The sequence below is a fragment of the Faunimonas sp. B44 genome, assembly GCF_052655945.1.
The window spans coordinates 381,536-404,565 of sequence record NZ_JBQYEX010000002.1 but is presented as its reverse complement, the minus strand read 5'-3'; the positions used below and the strand labels follow the sequence as shown (position 1 = coordinate 404,565).

23 protein-coding genes are annotated in these 23,030 nt (G+C 69.0%); 12 read left to right on the top strand and 11 right to left on the bottom strand.

The features are described 5' to 3' along the window. Positions 1-7: 7 nt before the first annotated feature. Together queA and tgt are read left to right on the top strand one after the other, a co-directional pair. Positions 8-1,090: a tRNA preQ1(34) S-adenosylmethionine ribosyltransferase-isomerase QueA gene (queA, locus tag ACUN0C_RS05140; protein WP_445465443.1), complete on the top strand. Its 1,083-nt coding sequence runs from the start codon at positions 8-10 to the stop codon at positions 1,088-1,090. Next, positions 1,087-2,217 carry a tRNA guanosine(34) transglycosylase Tgt gene (gene tgt, locus ACUN0C_RS05135; RefSeq protein ID WP_445465245.1) on the top strand — a complete coding sequence of 377 codons (1,131 nt, stop codon included), beginning with the start codon at positions 1,087-1,089 and terminating at the stop codon, positions 2,215-2,217. Before queA ends, tgt begins: the two co-directional genes overlap by 4 nt. Before the next feature lie 12 nt (positions 2,218-2,229). Here the strand turns inward: tgt and ACUN0C_RS05130 are convergent, their stop codons facing one another. The 8 genes from ACUN0C_RS05130 to ACUN0C_RS05095 form a co-directional block, all read right to left on the bottom strand. Beyond that, complete coding sequence (locus tag ACUN0C_RS05130; RefSeq protein ID WP_445465244.1) at positions 2,230-2,790, bottom strand: DUF4864 domain-containing protein; 561 nt, start codon at positions 2,788-2,790, stop codon at positions 2,230-2,232. Between the two features lie 226 nt (positions 2,791-3,016). After that, positions 3,017-3,211, bottom strand: a complete 195-nt coding sequence (locus tag ACUN0C_RS05125; protein ID WP_445465243.1) for a hypothetical protein — start codon at positions 3,209-3,211, stop codon at positions 3,017-3,019. Between the two features lie 107 nt (positions 3,212-3,318). Continuing rightward, positions 3,319-3,510 (bottom strand): hypothetical protein, encoded by a 192-nt coding sequence (locus ACUN0C_RS05120; RefSeq protein ID WP_445465242.1) that lies wholly within the window; start codon positions 3,508-3,510, stop codon positions 3,319-3,321. A gap of 316 nt (positions 3,511-3,826) precedes the next feature. Then, positions 3,827-4,384 carry a hypothetical protein gene (locus ACUN0C_RS05115; protein ID WP_445465241.1) on the bottom strand — a complete coding sequence of 186 codons (558 nt, stop codon included), beginning with the start codon at positions 4,382-4,384 and terminating at the stop codon, positions 3,827-3,829. Beyond that, positions 4,381-6,411: a DNA topoisomerase IV subunit B gene (gene parE, locus ACUN0C_RS05110; protein ID WP_445465240.1), complete on the bottom strand. Its 2,031-nt coding sequence runs from the start codon at positions 6,409-6,411 to the stop codon at positions 4,381-4,383. Before parE ends, ACUN0C_RS05115 begins: the two co-directional genes overlap by 4 nt. 206 nt (positions 6,412-6,617) lie before the next feature. Continuing rightward, a complete protein-coding gene (locus ACUN0C_RS05105) occupies positions 6,618-7,004 on the bottom strand; it encodes a YkvA family protein (RefSeq protein ID WP_445465239.1) in 387 nt (128 codons plus the stop codon). Between the two features lie 633 nt (positions 7,005-7,637). After that, positions 7,638-9,092, bottom strand: coding sequence for a RimK family protein (locus ACUN0C_RS05100; RefSeq protein ID WP_445465238.1), 1,455 nt, complete (start codon positions 9,090-9,092; stop codon positions 7,638-7,640). Between the two features lie 2 nt (positions 9,093-9,094). Beyond that, positions 9,095-9,562 (bottom strand): GNAT family N-acetyltransferase, encoded by a 468-nt coding sequence (locus ACUN0C_RS05095; RefSeq protein WP_445465237.1) that lies wholly within the window; start codon positions 9,560-9,562, stop codon positions 9,095-9,097. A gap of 310 nt (positions 9,563-9,872) precedes the next feature. Here ACUN0C_RS05095 and ACUN0C_RS05090 point away from each other — a divergent pair, with 310 nt between their 5' ends. From ACUN0C_RS05090 to ACUN0C_RS05075, 4 genes are all read left to right on the top strand, one after another. Then, positions 9,873-11,459, top strand: a complete 1,587-nt coding sequence (locus tag ACUN0C_RS05090; protein ID WP_445465236.1) for a peptide ABC transporter substrate-binding protein — start codon at positions 9,873-9,875, stop codon at positions 11,457-11,459. Positions 11,460-11,618: 159 nt separating this feature from the next. Beyond that, the gene (gene oppB, locus ACUN0C_RS05085) at positions 11,619-12,542 is read left to right on the top strand and encodes an oligopeptide ABC transporter permease OppB (protein ID WP_445465235.1); all 924 of its coding nucleotides are present in this window, start codon (positions 11,619-11,621) and stop codon (positions 12,540-12,542) included. Positions 12,543-12,548: 6 nt separating this feature from the next. Further along, a complete protein-coding gene (locus tag ACUN0C_RS05080; RefSeq protein ID WP_445465234.1) occupies positions 12,549-13,679 on the top strand; it encodes an ABC transporter permease in 1,131 nt (376 codons plus the stop codon). Position 13,680: 1 nt separating this feature from the next. After that, positions 13,681-15,333 carry an ABC transporter ATP-binding protein gene (locus ACUN0C_RS05075; RefSeq protein ID WP_445465233.1) on the top strand — a complete coding sequence of 551 codons (1,653 nt, stop codon included), beginning with the start codon at positions 13,681-13,683 and terminating at the stop codon, positions 15,331-15,333. An 11-nt stretch (positions 15,334-15,344) separates the two neighbouring features. On the opposite strand, the gene ACUN0C_RS05070 is transcribed toward ACUN0C_RS05075, so the two are convergent. Next, complete coding sequence (locus ACUN0C_RS05070) at positions 15,345-15,713, bottom strand: SET domain-containing protein (RefSeq protein WP_445465232.1); 369 nt, start codon at positions 15,711-15,713, stop codon at positions 15,345-15,347. Positions 15,714-16,007: 294 nt separating this feature from the next. On the opposite strand from ACUN0C_RS05070, the gene msrB reads away from it, so the two are divergent. From msrB to ACUN0C_RS05040, 6 genes are all read left to right on the top strand, one after another. Further along, complete coding sequence (gene msrB / locus ACUN0C_RS05065) at positions 16,008-16,520, top strand: peptide-methionine (R)-S-oxide reductase MsrB (protein WP_445465231.1); 513 nt, start codon at positions 16,008-16,010, stop codon at positions 16,518-16,520. A 121-nt stretch (positions 16,521-16,641) separates the two neighbouring features. Continuing rightward, on the top strand, positions 16,642-18,060 hold the full coding sequence (lpdA, locus tag ACUN0C_RS05060) for a dihydrolipoyl dehydrogenase (RefSeq protein ID WP_445465230.1): 1,419 nt from the start codon (positions 16,642-16,644) through the stop codon (positions 18,058-18,060). Between the two features lie 95 nt (positions 18,061-18,155). Continuing rightward, a complete protein-coding gene (locus ACUN0C_RS05055; protein ID WP_445465229.1) occupies positions 18,156-19,358 on the top strand; it encodes a hypothetical protein in 1,203 nt (400 codons plus the stop codon). Positions 19,359-19,588: 230 nt separating this feature from the next. Beyond that, positions 19,589-19,843, top strand: coding sequence for a GlsB/YeaQ/YmgE family stress response membrane protein (locus ACUN0C_RS05050; protein WP_445465228.1), 255 nt, complete (start codon positions 19,589-19,591; stop codon positions 19,841-19,843). Between the two features lie 19 nt (positions 19,844-19,862). Then, a complete protein-coding gene (gene lipA, locus ACUN0C_RS05045; protein WP_445465442.1) occupies positions 19,863-20,813 on the top strand; it encodes a lipoyl synthase in 951 nt (316 codons plus the stop codon). 14 nt (positions 20,814-20,827) lie between these two features. Next, entirely contained in the window at positions 20,828-21,295 is a 468-nt protein-coding gene (locus ACUN0C_RS05040) for a type II toxin-antitoxin system RatA family toxin (protein WP_445465227.1), read from the top strand. Between the two features lie 2 nt (positions 21,296-21,297). Here ACUN0C_RS05040 and ACUN0C_RS05035 read toward each other — a convergent pair whose 3' ends face one another. Continuing rightward, positions 21,298-21,792, bottom strand: coding sequence for a CinA family protein (locus tag ACUN0C_RS05035; protein WP_445465226.1), 495 nt, complete (start codon positions 21,790-21,792; stop codon positions 21,298-21,300). Beyond that, a complete protein-coding gene (locus ACUN0C_RS05030) occupies positions 21,789-23,012 on the bottom strand; it encodes a bifunctional 2-C-methyl-D-erythritol 4-phosphate cytidylyltransferase/2-C-methyl-D-erythritol 2,4-cyclodiphosphate synthase (protein WP_445465225.1) in 1,224 nt (407 codons plus the stop codon). The genes ACUN0C_RS05035 and ACUN0C_RS05030 overlap by 4 nt, the downstream gene beginning before the upstream one ends. Positions 23,013-23,030 lie beyond the last annotated feature (18 nt).

The window sequence follows — 23,030 nt, the reverse complement described above, 5'->3', positions numbered from 1 at the left end:
GCCGCGCATGCGGCTCGAGGATTTCGATTTCGAGCTCCCGGAGGGCCTGATCGCGCTGCGCCCCGCAAGGCCGCGGGACGCAGCGCGCATGCTCGTCGTCGAGCCGGGCGTCGGCCTGCGCGACCGGATCGTGCGCGATCTGCCCGGGCTGCTCCGCCCGGGCGACGTGCTGGTCTTCAACGATACCCGGGTCATTTCGGCGCAGCTCTCCGGCACGCGTCACCGCGACGGCGCACCGAGCGTCGCGGTCGGCATGACGCTCGCCGAGCGTGTCGACGACGCGACGTGGATGGCGTTCGCGCGGCCCGGGCGGCGCCTCGCGCCCGGCGACGTGGTCCGGATCGGGCACGACAGCAATCTCTGCATGCTCGGCACGCTGGAAGCGCGGGTCGAGGCGAAGGAGCCCGACGGTCGTGTCAGGCTGCTCTTCAGCCTCTCCGGCGCGGCGCTCGACGAAGCGGTCGCGCTGGTCGGCGCGCCGCCGCTGCCGCCCTACATTGCCGCCAGGCGGACAGCCGACGAAGCTGACCGGACCGACTACCAGACGGTCTATGCGCGACGCGAGGGCGCCGTTGCAGCGCCGACCGCGGGCCTGCATTTCACGCCCGGGCTCTTCGCGGCTCTCGCCGACAAAGGCATCGCGACCGAATACGTGACGCTGCATGTCGGCCCGGGCACGTTCCTGCCGGTCAAGATCGAGGACGTCTCCGGGCATCGCATGCATGCGGAGGTCGGGGAGATCTCGGCCGACGCCGCCGGCCGGCTGAACGCAGCGCGGGCGGCGGGCGGGCGCATCGTCGCAATCGGCACGACGTCGCTTCGGCTCCTGGAGAGCGCCGCCGGCGACGACGGCCTGGTGCGCCCGTTCACGGGCGCGACCGACATCTTCATCACGCCCGGCCATCGCTTCCGTGCCGTCGATCTCCTCATGACCAACTTCCACCTGCCGAAATCCACGCTGTTCATGCTGGTTGCCGCTTTCTCGGGCCTCGAAACCATGAGGGCGGCCTATGCTCATGCCGTCGAGCGGGGCTATCGCTTCTACTCCTATGGCGACGCCTGCCTGCTCTTTCCGGAAGGGCCGCGTTGAGCCAGCTCGGCTTCGCAATCGCGGCGAGGGACGGGAGCGCGCGGACGGGCCTGATCGACCTGCCGCGCGGCCGGATCCGCACGCCGGCCTTCATGCCGGTGGGCACGCAGGCCACCGTGAAGACGATGTATCCCGAGCAGGTGCGCGCACTCGGGGCGGACATCGTCCTCGGGAACACCTACCATTTGATGCTGCGGCCGGGCGCCGAGCGCGTCGCGCGGCTCGGCGGTCTGCACGCCTTCATGAACTGGCCGCACCCGATCCTGACCGATTCCGGCGGCTTCCAGGTCATGTCGCTCTCGAAGCTCCGGAAGCTCGACGCCGACGGCGTGACGTTCCGCTCCCACGTGGACGGCTCCGAGCACCGCCTGACGCCGGAGCGCTCCATCGCGATCCAGCGGCTGCTCGATTCCGACATCGCGATGCAGTTCGACGAGTGCGTCCGGCTGCCGGCGCCGCGCGAGGACGTGGAGCGCGCCATGCGGCTCTCGCTCGCCTGGGCCGCGCGCTCCAGGGAGGCTTTCGGCGAGCCGGAGGGGAGGGCGCTCTTCGGCATCGTGCAGGGCGGCGATCATGTCGACCTGCGCCTCGCCTCGGCGCAGGGGCTCGCCGCGATCGGCTTCGACGGCTACGCGATCGGCGGGCTAGCCGTCGGCGAGCCGCAGGCGGTCATGCTCGACATGATCTCGGCGTGCGTGCCGGCGCTCCCGGACGGTCGCCCCCGCTATCTCATGGGCGTCGGCACGCCGGACGACATCCTCGAGGCGGTCGCGCGCGGCATCGACATGTTCGATTGCGTGATGCCGACGCGCTCGGGCCGGCATGGCCTTGCCTTTACGCAGCGCGGAAGGGTCAACCTCAAGAACGCGCGCCATGCCGACGACCCGCGGCCGCTCGACGAGGAGAGCGAATGTCCGGCGGCCCGCGACTACTCCCGGGCCTACCTGCACCATCTCATCCGGGCCGGGGAGATGCTGGGCGCGATGCTGCTGACCTGGAACAATCTCTGGTACTACCAGCAGCTCATGGCCGGCGCGCGTTCGGCGATCGCCGAGGGCCGGTACGGGGATTATGTCGCGGCGACGAAGGCGGCGTGGGCGGCGGGAGACGTCCCGCCGGCCGCATGACCGGCGCTTCCGTCAGATCGAGACGCCCGGCGCCGGCTGCAGATCGCAGGCGATGATCTTCCACTCGCCGTCGATGTCCTGCACGAGGTCGATTGCGGCGCGCCACTGCAGGCCGAGCTTGTCCTGCACGTAGAAGGTCGCGGTCGAAACCTCTTCGCTGACGTCGATCCGCTCGAAATTGATGCGCGTCGCGTAAGCGAGCGGCGGGAAAGCGCCCGAGACGGCCTGGAAAGCCTCGTCCACGGTCTTGAAGCTCGCCTGCTCCTCTTCCGAGGCGAACGACCATACCGCTTCCTTCTGTCCGTTCGAGAGCGCCCACACGAAGGTCGAAACCGCGTCGCGGATCTGGTCGCGGCCCTCAGGCCCGGTCGAAACCCGGACCACCGGCATGTGATTGTCGCGCAACAGCTCCGGCGCATTCTCGGACGCAACCACGCTCGCCGTGGCGGAGGACTTGACGGCCACCGACTCTTGCGGCACGAGAGGCAGCGAATTGACGCCGACTATGAGGACGGCGCAGGCGATGATCGCGGCAACTGGCTCGGCGATGATCGCAAGAGCACGACGGCGCATGGGACGGTGTCCTCCGTTTCGAACGGGGAGATAAGGCTCGACCCGTTCGTTTCGTTCCACTCTGGGACAATCACGATTTCGAGCCGGTAAGCCTCTGTTCGGAATCCGTCTGGGACTTGCCGGCAAGATGCACCGTCGGGGGCCGTGAATCCGCGTTGCGGGCGAGCCTGCCTAGCGCTGTCGAGCGTTTCCGGAAGCGGCGCCGCGCTTCAGCTACGATGCGAAGTCAGTGCACCACCACACCGGCGGCAACGGCCTCGTCGCGCAGCGTGGCCGCGATGTCCTCGCGCGAATAGCCCGTCGACCGGAAATGGGTGTAGAGCGCATCCGCCTGGCTCGCCAGGTCAAGCCCGGCGCCGTCGGCCTGGGCGTTCGAGACCACGTGGCTGATGCAGACGGCGATTTCCAGTGGCGTGTGCATGCGCGTTTCCTGACAAAACGTAATCATGCCCGCTCTCCCGCTCCATCAGTCTGGTTAAGGTCTGTGGCGCAATCGTGGCGGAGCCGTTCTGCTGCCGCTCGATCGGCTCACGCGCCCTCCTTGTCGCCGGAGCGTGTGTCCGGTCCTGCCTCCTGGCACTGCCCTGACCCGAACGCCGTCAGCGCCGCGACGCGGTAAAGGTCCGCGATCGCCGTCACTTCCGAACTGGAAGTCGGCCGCCCGTAAGGCGGACAGAACCATTGTGCCAGCTCGGGCTTTCCGTTGTCGTCGATGGGCATCGTCGCGCCTCCCCTTTGTCGCGACTTTGAACCGGATCAATGTCTGCAGCATTTCGTCGGCCTTCACCGGTGTTGCTTCACAATTCTACTGCATTTCTTCCGGCCGGGCGGTGGCACGCTGCGGCCATGGTTGCGTCCCTGGAAAGGCTCGCCGTGCGGAAGCGTGCCGCACGCAATCGTCCGCAACGGGTGGCCGGATCGTTTGCCGGCCGCCGGGCGTTAGCCACCGGTCACGAATGGAGGAAACCCGATGAAACGTCTGTTCAAGGCCCTCGTGCTCGGCTGGATCGCCAAGCGCTTCGTCGGGCGCCGGTAGCTAGCCCGGCCGCCCGGTCCGCGGTCGGGACGCATCTCGCAGCTTTCCGCTCGAGAACGCGTCCCGCTCGGCGCGTTCCAGCTCGCCGATCACGCTTGCGACAGCCGCTCCCCAGACGACGTGCGCCACGATCATCAGGGCATTGCGTCGCGCCGGGTGTGTGGATGCCGGCTTCAGGATACGCAGTCCCGGCACCCAGCCGAAATAGCTCGCCCCCCAGACCAGCACGCCGTAAGCCGCGCCTGCGGCCGGCGATCTCGTGCTGAACAGGAGCGGAAAGAGCGCGCCCGTCGCGGCGCCGAACCCGAAATGCGCCGCAACGGTCGCGTGTCGAAGCGTCGCCTCCGACCGCCGCCCCGGCAGGCGCTCGTCGACGAGCCGCTCGGTGATCTCGCGCGGCGGCAGCGGATAGCGTTCGCGCGCCGGCAGTTCGCGCCACAGCCTGCGCATCGCAACGGTCATGGCCGCGGTCGCGGCGATGCCGGCCAACCCGCCGAGAAGCGCGCCGCCGGCCATCGCCTCGGCCGCATGCCTGCGTCGATGCCGGGCCCTCTTCATATGTCGAGATCGTGCGCGAAGGCCGCGTGTTCCTGGATGAAGGCGAAGCGGTCCTCCGGGCGGTTGCCCATCAGCTGCTGGACGGTGTCGCGCGTCAGCTGGATCTCGTCCTCAATGATATCGACGCGCAGGAGCACCCGCTTGCGCGGATCCATGGTCGTCTCCTTCAGCTGCTGCATCGGCATCTCGCCGAGGCCCTTGAAGCGGCTGATCTCGATCTTGCCGCGGCCGTCGAACTCCTTGGCGATCAGTTCGTCCCGGTGGGCATCGTTGCGGGCGTAGAGCACCTTCGGCCCCTGCGCGATCCGGAACAGCGGGGGCACCGCCATGAAGAGGTGGCCCTGGCGGATGAGCTCCGGCATTTCGCGGTAGAAGAAGGTGATGAGCAGCGAGGCGATGTGCGCGCCGTCGACGTCGGCATCCGTCATGATGACGATCTTGCCGTAGCGCAGGTCGGCCTCGCGGTAGCGCGCCCCGGTGCCGCAGCCGAGCGCCTGCACCAGGTCGGCGAGCTGCTGGTTCTGAACGAGCTTCTCGCGGCCGGCATTGGCGACGTTCAGGATCTTGCCCCGAAGCGGCAGGATCGCCTGGGTCTTCCGGTCGCGCGCCTGCTTCGCGGAGCCCCCGGCCGAGTCGCCCTCCACGATGAAGAGCTCGGTCATGTCGCGGTTTGACGAGCTGCAGTCCGCGAGCTTGCCCGGCAGCCGCAGCTTCTGCGTCGCGGTCTTGCGGGCGACCTCCTTCTCCCGCCGGCGGGCGAGACGCTCGTCGGCGCGCTCGATCACCCAGTCGAGCAGCTGCCCGGCCTGGTTCGGGGAGGCGGTGAGCCAGTGCTCGAAGGAATCGCGGACGGCGTTCTCGACGAGGCGCGCGGCCTCTCCGGTCGCCAGCCGGTCCTTGGTCTGGCCGACGAATTCCGGCTCGCGAATGAAGACGGAGAGCATGCCGGCGCATGCGACGAGAATGTCGTCGGACGTGATGTTGGCCGCCCGCTTGTTGCCGGTCATGTCGGCATAGTTCTTGAAGCCGCGCAGCAGCGCGCTGCGCAGTCCCGCCTCGTGCGTGCCGCCTTCCGGCGTCGGGATGGTGTTGCAGTAGGAGCGCAGGAAGCCGTCGCCGGGATACCAGGCGATCGCCCATTCCACCGCGCCGTGGCCGCTCTGCTGTTTCGTGCGCCCGGCGAAGATCTCCTGCCCGACCAGCGTCTCGCCCTGGAGCTCCGCGGTGAGATAGTCCTTCAGCCCGCCCGGGAAGCGGAACACCGCCTTCTCCGGCACCTCGGCCTTGCCGGCGACGAGGGCAGGGGCGCAGGACCAGCGGATCTCGACGCCGCCGAAAAGGTAGGCCTTTGAGCGCGCGGTCCGGAACAGGCGCTCCGGGTCGAAGGCCGCGCCCGCCCCGAAGATCTCGGGGTCCGGCTTGAAGCGGACGCGGGTTCCCCGGCGGTTCTGGACGTCGCCGACGGCTTCGAGCTTCGTCTCCGCCTTGCCGCGCGCGAAGACCTGCCGGTAGAGCTTGCGGTCCCGCGCGACCTCGACCTCCAGCCATTCCGACAGCGCGTTCACCACCGAGATGCCGACGCCGTGGAGCCCGCCGGAGGTCTCGTACACCTTGGAATCGAACTTTCCGCCGGCATGGAGGGTGGTCATGATCACCTCCAGCGCGGACTTGTCCCTGAACTTCGGATGAGGATCGACCGGGATGCCGCGGCCGTTGTCGGTGACCGAGAGCACCCCGTCGGCATCGAGGTCGACCTCGATCCAGGAGGCGTGGCCGGCCACCGCCTCGTCCATGGAATTGTCGATCACCTCGGCGAAGAGGTGGTGCAGCGCCTTCTCGTCCGTTCCGCCGATATACATGCCGGGCCGGCGGCGGACCGGCTCGAGGCCCTCGAGGACCTCGATGTCGGCGGCGGTATAGGCGTCTCCGTTCGCGGCGGGCACCCGCTCGGCCTTGCGGGACGGCTTCGCCCGCGGCGCTTCGGCGAGCGGCTCGGGGGCGGAGAAGAGGTCTTCCGGTCTATCCATCCGGTCTACGTGGGCAATCCGAATCAGTGGTGCAGTGTGACATGCGCGCGCCCTGCATTCGACCGGGTTCGGTCTTTGTTCCGCAGCGCGTGGCCCGGAGGAATAGACCGCACGGCGTGATGCGTCCACCCGGGACGCCGGCCTGTCCGCAGAATCCCCGCGCACGGCGATGGGCGACGGCGGATATCGGCCTGGGAACCCAGCCTTCAGACGGCCGTCTCCGGCCAGAACGCCCAGACCAGGAGCGCTGCCGCCGCGATCCAGATGGCGACGATGATTGCCGCCGCCGCACGGCTCTTCGGCCGCCCTTCCGCGGCAGCGGCGGCCGCCCGGTGCTCCGCCATGAGGTCGGGCGGCACGAGCTTCACCGCCAGGAGGATGCCGAGCGGGACGATGACGAGGTCGTCGAGATAGCCGAGGACGGGCACGAAATCGGGGATGAGATCGATCGGGCTCAGCGCATAGCCCGCCACGGCCGCCGCGACGGCTTTCGCGTACCAGGGCACACGCCGGTCGCGGGCGGCAAGGTAAAGGGCGACGACGTCCCGCCTGATGCGTAGCGCCCAGGACTTGAGAGAAGCCAGCGCGGCCACGCCTGCACCTAACTGACGCCGACTGCGGGCGCATCCGTCCGCGCCGGGAGCCGCGATCGATCCTGCAATGGGGTGTGGGGGAATGGGCGCCTGCTCTGCTTTCGACGCCGGGCGCCGATTGCCGGGGCTCGTCCGCGCGGGGTTGGGCGCGATCCGCCCGTCATGGCAGCGGGGGTGTTCAAACGAGGGGTGTCAAAAAGGGAAGCGTCCAAACGAAAGGCGGTTCCAAGGCCCTGGCCGGCGCCTTCGAACCGCCTCTGTCCGGGTTCCGGCGAATGACTCCCACCATTTCGCGGGGTCCGGTGCATTCTGGACCCATCAAGAAGTCGTGCCTACCGGATGGTGTTAAGCAACGCATCCGCACGCAACCGATTTCGCTGCTGTTCGCTCGAAGAGAGCGCTCAAACCTCCTCTTGTTGGCAGCAACTACAAAGATATCGCGCGGCTCAAGAGAATTGAATTGTAGTGCTGGATCTGGCCGACTGGACAGGCTGACTGAGAGCTTACCCAACCGGCCTCCGCTGGCCCGGAGGATTCATTTTCGTAGACCTCCTTTCATCGGATGAGGCGAGTGTACGCGCGTGAGCGCGGGCGTCAAGCGCCGCCTTGACGCAACGTAAGCTGCTGCCGCCGTCAGCGGTCGATGCGGCTGGTGAACCAGCGGGTCAGGCGGTTCCAGACATCGGCCTTGCCGACCTGGTCCTCGACGCCGTGCTCGAGGTTCGGATTGTCGTTGATCTCGATGATGTAGACGCCGTTCTGCGTTTCCTTCAGGTCGACGCCGTAGAGCCCGTCGCCGATCAGGCTCGCCGCGCGCACCCCGGCGTCGAGCACCTCGGGCGGCACGCGGTCGAGCGGGAAGGTGCGGAAGCGGCCTTCCTCGGCCGTGCCGTCGGCGCGGTGGTGGACGATCTGCCAGTGCCTCTTCGCCATCCTGTACTGGCACACGAAGAGCGGCTGGCCGGAGAGCACGCCGACCCGCCAGTCGAACTGGGTCGGCACGAACTTCTGGGCGAGGAGCACGTCCGTCTCCTTGAAGAACTCGCTGACGATCGCCTTCAGCTCCGCCATCGAATCCGCCTTGCGGACGCCGCGGCTGAACGAGCCGTCGGGGATCTTCACCACGACCGGAAAGGCGAGCTGGTCGGCGACCTGCGCGAGATCCCCGTCCTCCTGGATCACGATCGTGTCCGGCACCGGCAGGCCGGCATGGGTGAGCCGCTCCCAAAGATAGACCTTGTTCGTGCAGCGGATCATGGAGACCGGATCGTCGATCACCGGCATCCCTTCCTGCGCGGCGCGCCGGGCGAAACGGTAGGTGTGGTTCCGGATCGAGGTCGTTTCCCGGATGAAGAGCGCGTCGAACTCGGCGAGCCTGGCGAGGTCCTTCTTCGCGATCGGTTCGACTTCGACCCCGAACGGCGCCGCCAGCTTCGCCCAATGGCGCAGCGTCTCGGGGCTGCTCGGCGGCAGCTGTTCCTTGGGGTCGTAGAGGACCGCCACGGAATAGCGCGGCGCGTTGCGGGCCTTGGGCGCGCGCCACTTCCGCGCCGTGTAGGTCTTCAGGGCGTCGCTGAAGAGCGTCTTCTGCTCCGCCTTGAACTTGCCGAGTGGGGTGAGCTCGATCTTCTGGATCCGGTGCCACTCCCCGGGCTTCAGCGTGACGGTCAGCGCGGGCGCCCGGAACCAGTCGAAGAGGAGTTGCCCGAAGGCGGCGAAGCGGGCGTCGTCCGTCCTGCCGAAGGCGACGAACAGCGATTTCGGCATGTCCTCGCCGACGTGCCTGGCATTCTGGTTGAGGCATTCCTCAAGTTCCGGCAGCGCGTGGACGTAGTGCGAGCGGCTGCGCAGGTCGAGGATGGTCTCCACGCTCGGGAGCACGCGGTGGCCGCGCGCCTCCGCCAGCAGCGAGCAATAATAGCCCTCCGTCTGGTAATTGTAGGAGCGCGCGAGATTGATCACCTTCTGCCGCGCCCCGGCGAACATGAACGGGCGCGTCACATAATCTTCGGTGGAGATGACGACGTGCTGCACGTCGCGCGCCGCAAGATCGCGGCGCTGTCCGAGCACGATGACCCAGCTGTCCATGGTCAGGCTGCCGCAGCTTTCGGGGCGGTGAGGGAATCGGGGGAAAGCGCGCGCTCATAGCGCAAGGCCGCGGCGCCGTCCTCGTAATAATCGTCCCGCGTCCCGATCGGGCGGTACCCCGCGGCCTCGTAGAGGCGGATGGCCCGTCGGTTGTCGGTGCGCACCTCGAGCCTGAGCGTGCGCTTGCCGGCATCCCGGGCGGCGCGCTCGGCAGCGCAGAGAAGGAGGTGTCCGAGGCCTGTGCCGGAAGCGCGGGGATCGACGGCCAGCGAATAGAGGCGTGCGGCGGCGCTCGTCCGGCGGAGGAGCACGAGGACGTATCCGACCACCTCGCCACGGTGCTCGGCCACCAGGCAGCGGGCGCTGCCCGACGCCAGCAGGCGGGCCATGCTGCGGCGCGAAAGGCGATCCGTTTCGAACGCGCCCGTCTCGATGCGATGGACCGCATCGAGGTCCGACGGCCTGGCCATGCGGATCGCGGGGCCGGACGAATCTCCGGATGGAACTGGGGAGAGGCCGGCTTCAGTCGACGACACGGGTGTTCTCTGCGGCCCGCTCGGTGGATATCCAAAGCCGACGGCGGTCGCTTCAGCGCCACTAGATGAGCGAGGTCCGACCGCGAATCAACGGGTCCGCCGTCCCGTTTGCCGGAATCTTGCGGCGATGGTGCCCGTGCAACGCGTGGACGGCACGCGGATTGCGCGCGGCGGAAAAGGAGCATTACTCTCCGGCGATGGCGCGCCGGTCCCGGATGCGGCCGGCGAAGCAAGGAGACCCGTGATGCGAAACCCGGTCCTGAAACACTTCGCCGGCCTGGCGCTTGCGACCCTCATGACCTCCGCGGCGCTCGCCGAGGTGGTCTACACGCGCGGCAACGATTCCGATCCCGAGACGCTCGACCAGCACAAGACCTCGACGATCTCGGAGGCGAACGTGCTGCGCGAAATGTACGAGGGCCTCGTCGTCTACGACCCGAAGGCTGAGGTGGTGCCGGGCGTGGCGGAGAGCTGGGAGGAGTCCGACGACGGGCTCACCTACACGTTCACGCTGCGGGCCGATGCCAAATGGTCGAACGGCGATCCGGTGACGGCCGAGGACTTCGTGTTCTCGTTCCGCCGCATCATGAACCCGGAAACCGGCGCGAAATACGCCAACATCCTTTACCCGATCAAGAACGCGGAGAAGGTGAACAAGGGCGAGGCGAAGCCCGAGGACATGGGTGTGAGGGCCGTCGACGAGCGCACGCTCGAGATCACGCTGGAGAACCCGACGCCCTATTTCATCGAGCTCCTGACGCACCAGACCGGGCTGCCGGTGAACAAGGCGGCGGTGGAGAAGTCCGGCACCGATTTCGTGAAGCCGGGGAACATCGTCACCAACGGCGCCTTCACGCTCGAGGAATTCACGCCGAACGACAAGATCGTGCTCGTGAAGAACAAGGAGTTCCACGACGCGGACAACGTGAAGATCGACCGCGTCGTCTACATCCCCTTCGAGGACCGCTCGGCCTGCCTGCGCCGCTTCGAGGCCGGCGAGGTGCAGTCCTGCTCCGACATCCCGGCCGAGCAGATGGCCTATGTGAAGGAGAATCTCGGCGACCGCGTCCGCATCGCGCCCTATCTCGGCACCTATTACTACGCCATCAAGGCCGACAAGGAGAAGTTCAAGGACGTCAGGATCCGTCAGGCGCTCTCCATGGCCATCGACCGCGAGTTCGTGGCGAACGAGATCTGGGCGGGCGCGATGCTGCCGGCCTATTCCTTCGTGCCGCCGGGCATCGGCAATTACGGCGAGCCGGCCTATGCCGAGTACAAGGACATGGACCAGCTCGACCGCGAGGACGAGGCGAAGAAGCTCCTTGAGGAGGCCGGCCACGGCCCCGGCAATCCGCTGAAGGTCGAGATCCGCTACAATACCGGTGAGAACCACCAGAACACGGCGACCGCGATCGCCGACATGTGGAAGACGGTCGGCGTGGAGACCAGCTTCGTCAACGTCGACGGCGCCACGCACTATGCCTACCTGCGCGACAAGGGCGACTTCGACATCGCCCGCGCCGGCTGGATCGGCGACTATTCCGACCCGCAGAACTTCCTGTTCCTGGTGGAGAGCGACAATACCGGCTTCAACTACGCCAACTACAGCAATCCGGACTACGACCGGCTGATGGACGAGGCCGCCGCGACCACCGATCTCGAGGCGCGGGCCGAGATTCTCAAGCGGGCCGAAGAGATCTTCATGCGGGATCTGCCCTACATCCCGATCCTCTATTATTCCTCGCTGAGCCTCGTCTCCGACCAGCTGTCCGGCTGGGAGGACAACATCCAGAATGCGCACGGCACGCGCTGGATGAGCCTGTCGCAATAGCCGGATCGGGCGGGAGGCGGTGCCTCCCGCCTCCGAACGGATGCCGGTGGGCAAGGGAACGCGCGACGCGAAGGGGACCCGGGGCAGGGCGGCTCCGCTCCCGCGCCCGTTCGGCCGCGAGGATGGCGGCCGCGGGCCGCGCGGGGCGGGGCGCGGACGATGATCGCCTATGTCCTCCGCCGCATGGCGAGCGCCGTCCCGACGCTCTTCATCATCGTCACCCTGTCGTTCTTCCTGATGCGCATCGCGCCGGGCGGCCCCTTCAACCTCGAGCGCCCGCTCGAGGCGAAGGTGATGGAGAACCTCAACCGCATCTACAATCTCGATAAGCCGCTCTGGCAGCAGTACCTGCTCTATCTCAGGAACCTCGCCCGGGGCGACCTCGGCCCGAGCTTCGTCTATCGCGACTTCTCGGTCGCCGACCTCTTCGCGAACGGGCTGCCGGTCTCCATCCAGCTCGGGGCGTCGGCGCTGGCGCTCGCGCTCGTCGTCGGCACGCTGCTCGGCTCGATCGCCGCACTGAAGCAGAACTCGCCGCTCGATTATCTCGTGGTCGGCGTCGCGACCTTCGGCATCACGATCCCGCCCTTCGTGGTGGCGCCGGTCCTCTCGCTCGTCTTCGGCGTCATGCTCGGCTGGCTGCCGGCGGGCGGCTGGGGCAACGGCGCGCTGCCGAACAAGATCCTGCCGATCGTGACGCTCGCGCTGCCGCAGATCGCCATTGTGGCGCGCCTCATCCGCGGAGCGACCATCGAGGCGCTCCGCTCCGACCATGTCCGCACGGCGCGCGCCTACGGCCTGCCCACGCGCGTGGTCGTCGTGGTGCATGCCCTGCGCGCGGCGGTCCTGCCCGTCGTCTCCTATCTCGGGCCGGCGGCGGCGGCGCTCCTCACCGGCTCGATCGTTGTGGAGACGATCTTCGGGATCCCGGGCATCGGCCGCTATTTCGTGCAGGCCGCGCTCAACCGCGACTACACGCTCGTGATGGGGACGGTGGTGGTCGTGTCGATCTTCGTGGTCGTCTTCAATCTGATCGTCGACCTGCTCTACGCGGCGCTCGACCCGCGCGTCCGGTACGATTGAGGGCGCATGGCGATCGTCAACGAACCCATGGTCCTCGACGCTCCGGTCCGCGGCCGTTCGCTCTGGCGCGACGCCTGGGCGCGGCTGAGGCGGAACAGGGCGGCGGTGACGAGTGCGATCGTACTCCTCGTCGTGGCGCTGGCGAGCATTTTCGGCCCGATGGTCTGGCCGCACCCCTACGACCGCGTCTACCCGCAATATGTCCGCGCGCCGGCGAGCCTCGAGCCGTATCCAGGCGCGGAGCGCATCGTCCCGGAATTCGAGCAGGCGCTCGCGCGGGGCAGGGTGGAGGTGCTCTCGGCCGAGGTGACCGACCGCGGCGTTCGGGCGGAAATCCGGTCGGATCGGGAAATCGATCCCCGCATCGTGCGCTACGTCGAGCGGAACGACCTCTTCTCCAACGCGCGCCTCACGCAGACGGCGGCCGACGGCCGCTCGGCGATCCTCGAAGCGGACGTGGCGCGCGTGCGGTTCATCGCCGGCACGGATGCGAACGGCCGCGACCTCTTCGCCCGCATCCTGGTCGCGATCCGCATCTCGCTGACGATCGGGCTGCTCGCCACCTTCGTCGCGCTCCTGATCGGCGTCACCTACGGCGCCACGGCGGGCTTCCTCGGCGGCCGCATCGACAATGTGATGATGCGCGTCGTCGACATCCTCTATTCGCTGCCCTTCATCTTCTTCGTCATCCTGCTCGTCGTCTTCTTCGGGCGGAACTTCGTGCTGATGTTCATCGCCGTCGGCGCCATCGAATGGCTCGACATGGCGCGCATCGTGCGCGGCCAGACGCTCTCGCTGAAGCGGCGGGAGTTCGTGCAGGCGGCCGAGGCGCTCGGCGTCTCCAATCGGGCGATCGTGTTCCGCCACATCATCCCGAACACGCTTGGTCCCGTCGTGGTCTACATGACGCTGCTCGTGCCGCGCGTGATCCTGCTCGAGAGCTTCCTGTCCTTCCTCGGGCTCGGCGTCCAGGAGCCGCTCACGAGCCTCGGCGTGCTCATCTCCGAGGGCGCGCGCAACATCCAGGGCGCGCGCTGGCTGCTGCTCTATCCCTCGATCGCGCTCGCGCTCATCCTGTTCTCGCTGAACTTCATCGGCGACGGGCTGCGTGACGCGCTCGACCCGAAGGACCGCTGAGATGGGCGCCGGGCCGATCCTCAGTGTCCGCGGCCTGCACGTCCGGTTCCGGCTGGCGGCCGGGGAGGTTCATGCCGTGCGCGGCGTCGGGCTCGACATTGGGGCCGGGGAGACGGTGGCGATCGTCGGCGAGTCGGGATCCGGCAAGAGCCAGACCGTGATGGCGGCGATGGGGCTCCTGGCATCGAACGGCCGTGCCGAGGGAAGCATCCTCTACCGCGGCGAGGACCTCCTGAAGCTGACGCCGCGGCGGCTCAACCGCATCCGCGGCGACCGGATCACCATGATCTTCCAGGAGCCGATGACCTCGCTCGATCCGCTCTACCGGATCGGGCGGCAGCTCGCCGAGCCGATGATCCATCACCGGGGGCTCGGCCGCCGGGCGGCACGCGCCAGGGCGATCGAGCTCCTCCGCCTCGTGCACATCCAGGACCCGGAGCGCCGCATCGACGCCTATCCGCACGAGCTCTCGGGCGGACAGCGTCAGCGCGTGATGATAGCGATGGCGCTCGCCAACGAGCCAGACATCCTGATCGCCGACGAGCCGACGACCGCGCTCGACGTGACCATCCAGGCCCAGATCCTGGCGCTCCTGAAGGAACTGCAGGCGCGGCTCGGCATGGCGATCCTGTTCATCACCCACGACCTCGGCATCGTCCGCCGCTTCGCGGACCGCGTCTATGTCATGCGCGCGGGCGAGGTGGTGGAAGAGGGTGCCGTCGCCGAGATCTTCGCGCGCCCCGAGCACCCCTACACGCGGATGCTGCTGGCAGCCGAGCCGACCGGCACGAAGGCGCCGGTGCCGAAGAACGCGCCGATCCTGCTCGAAGGCCACAATGTCGGCGTGCGTTTCCATCTTCCCGGCGGGTGGCTCGGCGGCGGCGGGTTCGAGCTGAAGGCGGTCGACGGCGTCACGCTCGCGCTGCGCAAGGGCCAGACGATCGGCATCGTCGGCGAATCGGGGTCGGGGAAATCGACGCTCGGCCGAGCGCTTCTCAGGCTCCTGCCCTCGGAGGGCGTCATCCGCTTCGAGGGCCAGGATCTCCGCGCGATCGACCTCAAGCGCCATCCGAAGCTCCGGCGCGAGCTCCAGATCGTGTTCCAGGATCCGTACGGCTCGCTGTCGCCGCGCATGACGGTCGGGCAGATCGTCACGGAAGGCCTGCTCGTGCATGAGCCCGCCCTGTCGCGTGCGGAGCGCGACCGCCGCGCCATCGCCGCGCTCGAGGAGGTCCAGCTCGAGCCGGCGATGCGGAACCGCTACCCGCACGAATTCTCCGGCGGCCAGCGCCAGCGCATTGCCATCGCGCGCACCATGATCCTGAAGCCGCGCGTCGTGGTGCTCGACGAGCCGACCTCGGCGCTCGACCGCTCCGTCCAGAAGGAGATCGTCGAACTGCTGCGCGCGCTGCAGCGCGCCCACGACCTCTCCTATCTCTTCATCAGCCACGACCTTGCGGTGGTCCGCGCGCTCGCGGACCAGGTCATGGTGATGAAGGGCGGCCGGGTGATCGAGCACGGGCCTGCCGAGCACCTTTTCCAGCATCCGCGCGAGCCCTACACGCAGGCTCTGCTGGAAGCCGCCTTCGGCGGCCGGATATCGGGACGCTCCGATACGGACGGCGAGGTTCCGCGGGCTTCGAGCGACCGATAGGGCGGGGCGCCTCAGATGATCTCGCCGGCGTAGTCGCCGTAGTCGATCGTCAGCTCCTCGCGCGCCCCGATCGCCCGCCGCGCGACGAGGCACAGCGTTTCCGTGTTCTCGTCGATGAAGAAGTCGCAGCTCGGATCCGGGTCGTGGTTGAGGAACGACATCGGGCCGATCGCCAGCGCGCACCAGGGCGCCGGATCGTGCGCCTCGCCGTCCTTCAGGTAGAAGACGTAGTCCTTCATGGAGGTGCGCCGGACGAGCTCGACCTCGTCCGGGGAGAAGATCATGATCGGACACGTGCCGATCACGTCGCCGCGCGCGGCCGGCCGTGTGCTGAAGCAACCCTCGCCATGGAGTTGCGACTGCGCGATCGCCAGGCCCATGTCCTCACCCGCTCGTCTTGCTCTTCGGCAGCATCGTGCAGAATGGCTACCGTCCACAAGCGTTCCCGAATGATTCACTTGAACGAAACGCCGCCCGAAAGCTTCGCCGGCGCAACGTCCGTTCTTCGGCGTGCAGGGACGGGAGGCGTCCGGTCGCAAGCGCGCGGGTCACGGCAGGACGATTGCGCACCGCTCGACCGTTACATCTGCGTGAGCGGCACTGATCCGGGCTCGACCGGATGCCCATATCGGCACTAGTCCGGATACCGGACGAGCCGTTGGAGTGGACCGATGATGACGAAACGCCTGTTCCTCGGAGGCAGCCTCGCCGCGCTCGGCGCCGGCGCGTTTGCGGTTTTCGGACGCGGACGGGAGGCGGGCGCCGCTCCCGCCGAGCGCTTCGAACTGATGCGCTCGGAGGCGGAGTGGCGGCAGATCCTCACGCCGGCGCAGTACCGCGTGCTGCGCGAGGAGGGCACCGAGCCGGCCGGCTCGAGCCCGCTCAACGCCGAGAAGCGGGCCGGGCTGTTCCACTGCGCCGGTTGCGACCTGCCGGTCTATTCCTCCGCGACCAAATACGAGAGCGGCACCGGGTGGCCGAGCTTCTGGGAATCGCTGCCGGATGCGGTGCGCACGAAGGAAGACCGCAGCTTCTTCATGCGTCGGACGGAGGTTCATTGCCGGCGCTGCGGCGGCCATTTCGGCCACATCTTCGACGACGGCCCGCCGCCGACCGGCAAGCGGCACTGCCTCAACGGCCTGGCGCTGACGTTCGTCCCCGGCGCGACCGAACCCGCGGCCGGCTGACCGGCACGCAAGCGGCGGCGCCGCAACGCCGCCAATTCATGGCAGCCATTCGGCCCGCCTCTGTGGCGCGGCGCAAGCGATCGCGTTAAGGAGGGCGCGATCGCAACGCCGGGGGAAGCGCATGGCCGGAAAGAGCTACGACGTCATCGTGATCGGGGCAGGGCCGGGCGGCTACGTCGCGGCGATCCGCGCCGCGCAGCTCGGGCTCCGGACCGCCGTGGTCGAGAAGTCGCATCTCGGCGGCATCTGCCTCAACTGGGGCTGCATCCCGACCAAGGCGCTGCTGCGCTCCGCCGAGGTCTATCACCTTATGAGCCACGCCGCGAATTACGGCCTCAGCGCCTCGGGCGTGGGCTTCGACATCGGCGCGGTGGTGAAGCGCTCCCGCGGCGTCGCCTCGCAGCTCTCGAACGGCGTCGGCTTCCTCCTGAACAAGAACAAGATCGACGTGATCTGGGGCGCCGCGAAGCTCGCCGGCAAGGGCAAGGTGACCGTATCGGCGGCCGAGAACCCGCCGAAGGGCGCGCTCGGCGCGGGCGATTACGAGGCAGCGAACATCATCGTCGCCACCGGCGCGCGGCCGCGCGCGCTGCCCGGGCTGGAGCCCGACGGCAAGCTCGTCTGGACCTATTTCGAGGCGATGGCGCCGCAGGCCATGCCGAAGTCGCTGCTCGTCGTCGGCTCCGGCGCGATCGGGATCGAGTTCGCCTCCTTCTACCGCTCGCTCGGCGCCGAGGTGACGGTCGTCGAGATCCTGCCGCAGATCCTGCCGGTCGAGGATGCCGAGATCGCCGCCCATGCCCGCAAGCGCTTCGAGAAGCAGGGAATCCGGATCGAGACCGAGGCCAAGGTGACGAAGCTCGACAAGGGCGCCGACGACGTCACCGCGACGATCGAGCTGAAGGGCGGCAAGACCGAGACGCTGAAGGTCGACCGCGTGATCTCGGCCGTGGGCGTCGTCGGCAACATCGAGGGCCTCGGCCTGGAAGCGCTCGGCGTGAAGACGGACCGCGGCCTCGTCGTCGCCGATCCGTTCGGCCGCACGAATGTCGAGGGCCTCTATGCGATCGGCGACGTCGCGGGGCCGCCCATGCTCGCCCACAAGGCCGAGCACGAGGGCGTCATCTGCGTGGAGGCCATCAAGGGCCTGCATCCGCACGCGATGGACAAGGGCAAGATCCCCGGCTGCACCTATTGCAACCCGCAGATCGCCTCCGTCGGGCTGACCGAGGCCAGGGCCAGGGAAGCGGGCCACGAGGTGAAGGTCGGCCGGTTTCCCTTCATCGGCAACGGCAAGGCGATCGCGCTCGGCGAGCCGGAGGGCCTGGTCAAGACGGTGTTCGATGCGAAGACCGGGCAGCTCCTCGGGGCGCACATGGTCGGTGCCGAGGTGACCGAGCTCATCCAGGGCTTCGTGCTCGCCATGAACCTGGAGACCACGGAGGAGGAGCTCATCCACGCCGTGTTCCCGCACCCGACGCTTTCCGAGACGATGCACGAAAGCGTGCTCGACGCCTACGGACGCGTGATCCACGTCTGAGGCGGAGTTCCGCACCGTTTACGACCTCCGGCCGTCCTGGCCGTCCGGCTCGGCGCGGCGTGCTATGTCCGGTCGTATCGCGGCAGGAGGCTTCCATGTCTGATTCGTTCCGGTTCCGGCGGTTCGTCCGGGCCGCCTCGGCGGCGGCAATCCTGCTCCTCGGCGGGGCGGGTCACGGCTTCGCCCAGTCCGCTGTGGCAACCGGCGGCAGCGGGCCCGTCGTTTCGATCGAGGCGAGCGGCGGAGAGATCGCGGAAGCGGCGGCGAGCGTCACCGTCACCGGCCGGGCACGGGCGATCCGGGCCGCGGGCGCGCTGCTCGACGTCCAGGCGGACGTGGAGCGGGACCTGCAGGTCGCCGGCGCCGAGGTGTCGGTCGCGGGGTCGGTCGGCGGCAAGCTCCAGGCCGCCGGCGCAATCATCGACGTGACCGGACGGGCCGGCGGCGACGTGAACCTCGCGGGCGCGGTCGTGAATGCGAGCATCGTGACGGCCGGGGACATGCGCGCGATCGGCGCCCGCGTGACCATCGCGCCGGGGACCGAAGTCGCCGGCGACCTCTGGGCGGGCGGCGCGCTGGTCTCGGTCGCCGGCCACGTGGCGGGCGACGCTGAGATCTCGGCATCGGTGCTCACTCTGTCCGGACGGATCGACGGCACGGTCACGGTCGCCGCCGACCGCATCGTGGTCGCGCCCGGCGCGGTGCTCGGCGGCGATCTCGTCTTCCAGTCCGACCGGGAGCCCGAGATCCGCCCGGGAGCGCAGGTCGCCGGAGCGGTTCGGGCGGACGAGCCGAAGACCTGGGGCGGCCTGCCGGGCTGGGCGACGCATCTCCTGGTCGCGCTGTTCATCGCGGGCGCCATCCTCGTCGCCGGGATCGTGCTCTATCTGCTCGCGCGCGGAGCCGTCCAGGACGGCGCCGCGGCAGTCGGGCGGCGGCCGCTCGCGAGCGCGGCGCTGGGCGTGCTCGCCGCCGTCGCCATCCCCGTGCTCGCGCTCCTCCTGATGATGACCGGGCTCGGCGCCCCGGTCGGATTCGCGCTCCTGCTCGTGCTGCCGTTCGTGCTGCTCGCTGGGCTTGCCGTCGCGGCGATGGGGCTGGCCGGTTGGCGCCGGTCCGACGGGCCGCCGGGCTTCGGCCGCACGCTCCTCATGCTTCTCCTCGGCGGCGTGGTGCTCGGCCTCGTCTGGGTCGTGCCGGTCGTCGGCGGCTGGCTCGTGCTCGTGGCGGTGCTCGTCGGCACGGGCGCCTTCCTCAACGGAGCACTCGGCCGGCTGAGGCGGCCGGCGATCATCTGAGGCCGCGGTGCCGGGCATGCCCGTGCGGGCGGGCTGCCATGCCTCCGACGCGCTTGACCGTCGCGCCCGAGTTGATACGTCTCGGCGCGCCGCCGGCAGCCACCCAGGGGAGGCGTGGCGGCGAACACACATCACGGGCGCAGGGGCCGTGTCCTTGACGCCCTTGGTCCGCTTGTCCACGTTTACAGCACGCGGGGATCCGATCGGGGCCGGATCAAAGGAGCTGACGGATGGAAGGTTTCGGCTGGATCATGACGATCGTCATCGGCGCGCTCGCGGGGTGGATCGCCGAGAAGATCATGAAGGCGGATCACGGCCTGCTCATGAACATCATCCTGGGCATACTCGGCGCGGTCATCCTGAACGCGATCCTCTACGCGCTGATGGACCGGACCCTCGGCGGGTTCTTCGGACAGCTCATCGTGGCGGTCATTGGCGCCAGCCTCCTGATCTGGATGGGACGGCACATAAAGGGCCGCAGATAGGGAGAAAGTCCTGGTCACGCTGATCGACACGCTTCGCCCCGAGGGCGAAGCCCGGCCCCGCCATCCCGAGAAGGCGCATCGTCCCGATACGCCGCTCCTGCGGAAGCCCGAATGGATCCGTGTCCGCGCCCCCGGTTCACCCGGGTGGCGCGAGACGCACGACATCGTGCGCGAGCACAAGCTCGTCACCGTCTGCGAGGAGGCCGGCTGCCCCAACATGGGCGAATGCTGGTCGAAGAAGCACGCCTCCTTCATGATCCTCGGCGACACCTGCACGCGCGCCTGCGCCTTCTGCAACGTCCGCACCGGCCTGCCCGGGCCGGTCGATCCGGACGAGCCCGCCCATGTCGCTGACGCGGTCGCGAAGATGGGCCTGACCCATGTCGTCGTCACCTCCGTGGACCGCGACGACCTCGACGACGGCGGGGCAGGGCACTTCGCTTCCGTCATCCGCGCCATCCGCCGGCAGTCGCCGGCGACCACGGTCGAGGTGCTGACGCCCGATTTCCTGCGCAAGCCCGGGGCGCTCGAGACCGTCGTCGAGGCGAAGCCGGACGTCTTCAACCACAATCTGGAGACCGTGCCGTCGCGCTACCTGACGGTCCGGCCCGGCGCGCGCTACTTCCACTCCATCCGCCTGCTGCAGCGGGCGAAGGAGCTCGACCCGACGCTCTTCACCAAGTCCGGCATCATGGTCGGGCTCGGCGAGGAGCGGAACGAGGTGCTGCAGCTGATGGACGACTTGCGGACGGCGGACGTGGACTTCCTGACCATCGGCCAGTACCTCCAGCCGACCCGCAAGCACCACCCGGTGAAGGAATACGTGACGCCGGCTTCCTTCAAGTCCTACGAGACGATCGCCTATGCCAAGGGCTTCCTGCTCGTCTCCGCGAGCCCGCTGACGCGCTCCTCGCACCATGCCGGCGAGGATTTCGCCCGCCTGAAGGCGGCCCGCGCGAGCCGCGGCTGACGCGGGCGGTCCCGATGCCCGAGTTCCGGACGACCCGCCGGGTCCCGCACCCGCCCGAGCTGATGTTCGACCTCGTCGCAGACGTCGAGCGCTATCCCGAGTTCGTGCCGTTCTGCGAGCGCCTCGACGTGCGGGCCAGGCGGCGCGACGGCGAGCGCGAGATCCTCGTCGCCGACATGACGGTCGGCTACAAGCTCCTGCGCGAGACCTTCACCAGCAAGGTCACGCTCGACCGGCCGACGCTGGAGATCCGCGCCGACTACCTCGACGGCCCGTTCCGCTCGATGGAGAACAGCTGGAGCTTCGAGCCGCACCCCGAGGGCGGCTCGCTCATCAGCTTCTGCATCCAGTACGAGTTCCGCAGCCGCGCCCTCGCGCTTCTCATGGGCGCCATGTTCGACCGCGTCTTCCGCACCTTCGCCGACGCCTTCGAGGCGCGCGCCGCCGTCATCTACAGCGCCGCCGTCCCGATCGACGCCTGAGCCTACTCCGCCATCCGGCGCAGGAGCGTGAGCGCGGTCTCAACGGTAGCGAAGCGCACGGCCTGGCGGCCGCGGTCGCCGAAGCGGCATTCGAGGTGCTCCACGCCGGCGCCGCGCATCGCCGCGGCGATGTGGACGAGGCCGACCGGCTTGGCGGCCGTCCCGCCGCCCGGCCCGGCGACGCCCGTAACCGCGACCGCGATGTCCGCCGCGGAGCGGGCGAGCGCCCCTTCGGCCATCGCGCGGGCGACCTTCTCGCTCACCGCGCCCTCCGCCTCGATCAGCGCGGCGGCGATGCCGAGGAGGTCGGTCTTCGCGGCATTCGAATAGGTCACGAAACCGCGGTCGAAGACGGCGGAGGAGCCCGGTACCTCGGTCAGCGCCGCCGCAATCAGCCCACCGGTGCAGGATTCCGCCGTGGCGATCCGCAGGCCCTTCTCCTTGCAGAGGGCGACCAGGCCGGCGGCCCCCGCCGCGAGGTCGGCGAAGCCGTTCATGGGGCGTCGCAGGGCAGCGCGACCGTCGCCGTGGCGAAAGCGGCGATCCCCTCGCGCCGTCCCGTGAAGCCGAGCCGCTCGCTCGTGGTCGCCTTCACGCTGACGCGTTCCACGGAAACGTCCGCGATCGCGGCAACGGTGCTGCGCATCGCGTCCCGGTGCGGCCCGATCCGGGGCGCTTCGCAGACGAGCGTCACGTCGAGGTTCACGATCCGGCCGCCGCGGGCGCGCACCCGCGCGGCGGCATGCGCCAGGAAGCGCGCTGAATCGGCGCCCCGCCATTGCGGGTCGCTCGGCGGGAAATGGGCGCCGATGTCGCCGTCGGCGATCGCGCCGAGGACGGCGTCCGTCAGCGCATGGAGCCCGACATCGGCGTCGGAATGGCCGTGGAGGCTTGCCTCGTGCGGGACGCTCACGCCGCAGAGCGTCACCGCGTTTCCCACCGCGAAGGCGTGCACGTCGTAGCCGTGGCCGATGCGCGTTTCGTGCATGTCCTGCAGCATCCTTTCGGCGAATGCGAAATCGTCCGGCGTCGTCAGCTTGAGATTGGCGCGGTCGCCCGCGACGGTGCGGGTCGGAAGGCCGGCGATCGACGCGGCGGCCGCATCGTCGGTGAGATTGCCGAGGCCGAGCGCCTGCGCCTCCCGATGGGCGGCGATGATTGCGGCGAAGGGAAAGGCCTGCGGCGTCTGCACCGCGGAGACCCCCTCGCGCGGAACGTCTTCGACGATCAGCCCGCCGGCCGACCGTTTCAGTGTCTCCGCCACCGCGATCGCCGGGAGAGCGCCGTGCCCGGCGTCGCAGGCCTCCACCACGCGCGCGATGAGCGCGGGCGACACGAAGGGCCTTGCGGCATCGTGGATGAGCACGATCTCGGGCGGGTCGTCGGCGAGCGCCTCGAGGCCGAGGCGCACCGAATCCTGGCGCGTGGCGCCGCCGGAGACGGGAGGGGTGAGGCCCGGCAGGCCTGCCGTTGCTTCGTCGTAGGCGAGGCGGTCGTCTGGATGGATGACGACCGTGATCCGCGAGAAGACCTCGGCGCCCTGCAGCGCGCGGAGCGTGCGGCGGAGCACCGGCTCGCCCGCGAGCGGGGCATATTGCTTCGGGAGGGACCTGCCCGACCGGGCGCCGCGCCCGGCGGCGACGACGAGGGCGGCGATGTCGCGCCCAGAGGAGGAGAGGGTGGATGGCACAGCGTCGCAATAGCACAAGCGTCGCATATCCGTCGCCGCGGCTTG

Excerpts from the sequence above, each read along its gene's own strand:
- queA (WP_445465443.1), top strand. The coding sequence starts at position 8 with ATGCGGCTCGAGGATTTCGATTTCGAGCTCCCGGAGGGCCTGATCGCG.
- ACUN0C_RS05130 (WP_445465244.1), bottom strand. The coding sequence starts at position 2,790 with ATGCGCCGTCGTGCTCTTGCGATCATCGCCGAGCCAGTTGCCGCGATC.
- ACUN0C_RS05125 (WP_445465243.1), bottom strand. The coding sequence starts at position 3,211 with ATGCACACGCCACTGGAAATCGCCGTCTGCATCAGCCACGTGGTCTCG.
- ACUN0C_RS05120 (WP_445465242.1), bottom strand. The coding sequence starts at position 3,510 with ATGCCCATCGACGACAACGGAAAGCCCGAGCTGGCACAATGGTTCTGT.
- ACUN0C_RS05115 (WP_445465241.1), bottom strand. The coding sequence starts at position 4,384 with ATGAAGAGGGCCCGGCATCGACGCAGGCATGCGGCCGAGGCGATGGCC.
- parE (WP_445465240.1), bottom strand. The coding sequence starts at position 6,411 with ATGGATAGACCGGAAGACCTCTTCTCCGCCCCCGAGCCGCTCGCCGAA.
- ACUN0C_RS05100 (WP_445465238.1), bottom strand. The coding sequence starts at position 9,092 with ATGGACAGCTGGGTCATCGTGCTCGGACAGCGCCGCGATCTTGCGGCG.
- ACUN0C_RS05095 (WP_445465237.1), bottom strand. The coding sequence starts at position 9,562 with ATGGCCAGGCCGTCGGACCTCGATGCGGTCCATCGCATCGAGACGGGC.
- ACUN0C_RS05090 (WP_445465236.1), top strand. The coding sequence starts at position 9,873 with ATGCGAAACCCGGTCCTGAAACACTTCGCCGGCCTGGCGCTTGCGACC.
- oppB (WP_445465235.1), top strand. The coding sequence starts at position 11,619 with ATGATCGCCTATGTCCTCCGCCGCATGGCGAGCGCCGTCCCGACGCTC.
- ACUN0C_RS05080 (WP_445465234.1), top strand. The coding sequence starts at position 12,549 with ATGGCGATCGTCAACGAACCCATGGTCCTCGACGCTCCGGTCCGCGGC.
- ACUN0C_RS05075 (WP_445465233.1), top strand. The coding sequence starts at position 13,681 with ATGGGCGCCGGGCCGATCCTCAGTGTCCGCGGCCTGCACGTCCGGTTC.
- ACUN0C_RS05070 (WP_445465232.1), bottom strand. The coding sequence starts at position 15,713 with ATGGGCCTGGCGATCGCGCAGTCGCAACTCCATGGCGAGGGTTGCTTC.
- msrB (WP_445465231.1), top strand. The coding sequence starts at position 16,008 with ATGACGAAACGCCTGTTCCTCGGAGGCAGCCTCGCCGCGCTCGGCGCC.
- lpdA (WP_445465230.1), top strand. The coding sequence starts at position 16,642 with ATGGCCGGAAAGAGCTACGACGTCATCGTGATCGGGGCAGGGCCGGGC.
- ACUN0C_RS05055 (WP_445465229.1), top strand. The coding sequence starts at position 18,156 with ATGTCTGATTCGTTCCGGTTCCGGCGGTTCGTCCGGGCCGCCTCGGCG.
- ACUN0C_RS05050 (WP_445465228.1), top strand. The coding sequence starts at position 19,589 with ATGGAAGGTTTCGGCTGGATCATGACGATCGTCATCGGCGCGCTCGCG.
- ACUN0C_RS05040 (WP_445465227.1), top strand. The coding sequence starts at position 20,828 with ATGCCCGAGTTCCGGACGACCCGCCGGGTCCCGCACCCGCCCGAGCTG.
- ACUN0C_RS05035 (WP_445465226.1), bottom strand. The coding sequence starts at position 21,792 with ATGAACGGCTTCGCCGACCTCGCGGCGGGGGCCGCCGGCCTGGTCGCC.
- ACUN0C_RS05030 (WP_445465225.1), bottom strand. The coding sequence starts at position 23,012 with ATGCGACGCTTGTGCTATTGCGACGCTGTGCCATCCACCCTCTCCTCC.